At 46.5% G+C, this 634-nt stretch carries 1 protein-coding gene; it reads left to right on the plus strand.

The window, feature by feature from the left end; all coding sequences use genetic code 11:
- The coding region (locus tag AAOP42_RS00850; protein ID WP_349526557.1) for a hypothetical protein at positions 1 to 634 on the plus strand (634 nt) is incomplete at both ends.

The raw sequence follows: 634 nt of genomic DNA on the forward strand, positions 1-634 counted from the left end.
TCAAAATACTGTCTGTGACAATGCAGTCAATCCATACAATGGATCGCTTACTGTATCTGTAGCCGGTGGGGATGGAAACTATGATTATGTATGGCACTCTGGTAGTAACATCAATGTAAACAACCCGATCGGACAAACTACTGCTACCGCTACCGGTTTGCAGGAAGGGTTCTATTGGGTACAGGTAACTGACAATACCACCGCTGGCAATACCTGTAGTGCTAAAGCTGTCATTGAACTGACTTCAAACTTTGACAACATCTCAGTGGCTATCGCTGATATCACTATCACTCCGGCTTCTGATTGTTCGGGTGCTAACGCTACCGGTATCATTGAAGTCACTGACGTTCGGGTCGGTGGTGCTTCGCAAGGTACTGCCGGATATACCTTCGAATTCTTCGCTGAAGGAAACATCAATGCCGCTGTAAGCACTAATAACCCATACGCTTCGGTTACTCCGGGTGATTACTTCGTAGTAGCTACTGATGCTACTACAGGATGTAACTCCGCTCCGGTGCAGGTAACCATGACTTCTGTACCTACCAAACCTGACCTGGACATCACTGTGGTGAACACTACTTCGTGTGCTGCCAATAACGGTTCAATTACAGTTGCCATCAACGATCCTAATTCT

Origin of the sequence: Reichenbachiella sp. MALMAid0571 (assembly GCF_040151475.1) — a bacterium.
Lineage (GTDB): Bacteria > Bacteroidota > Bacteroidia > Cytophagales > Cyclobacteriaceae > CAXBNB01.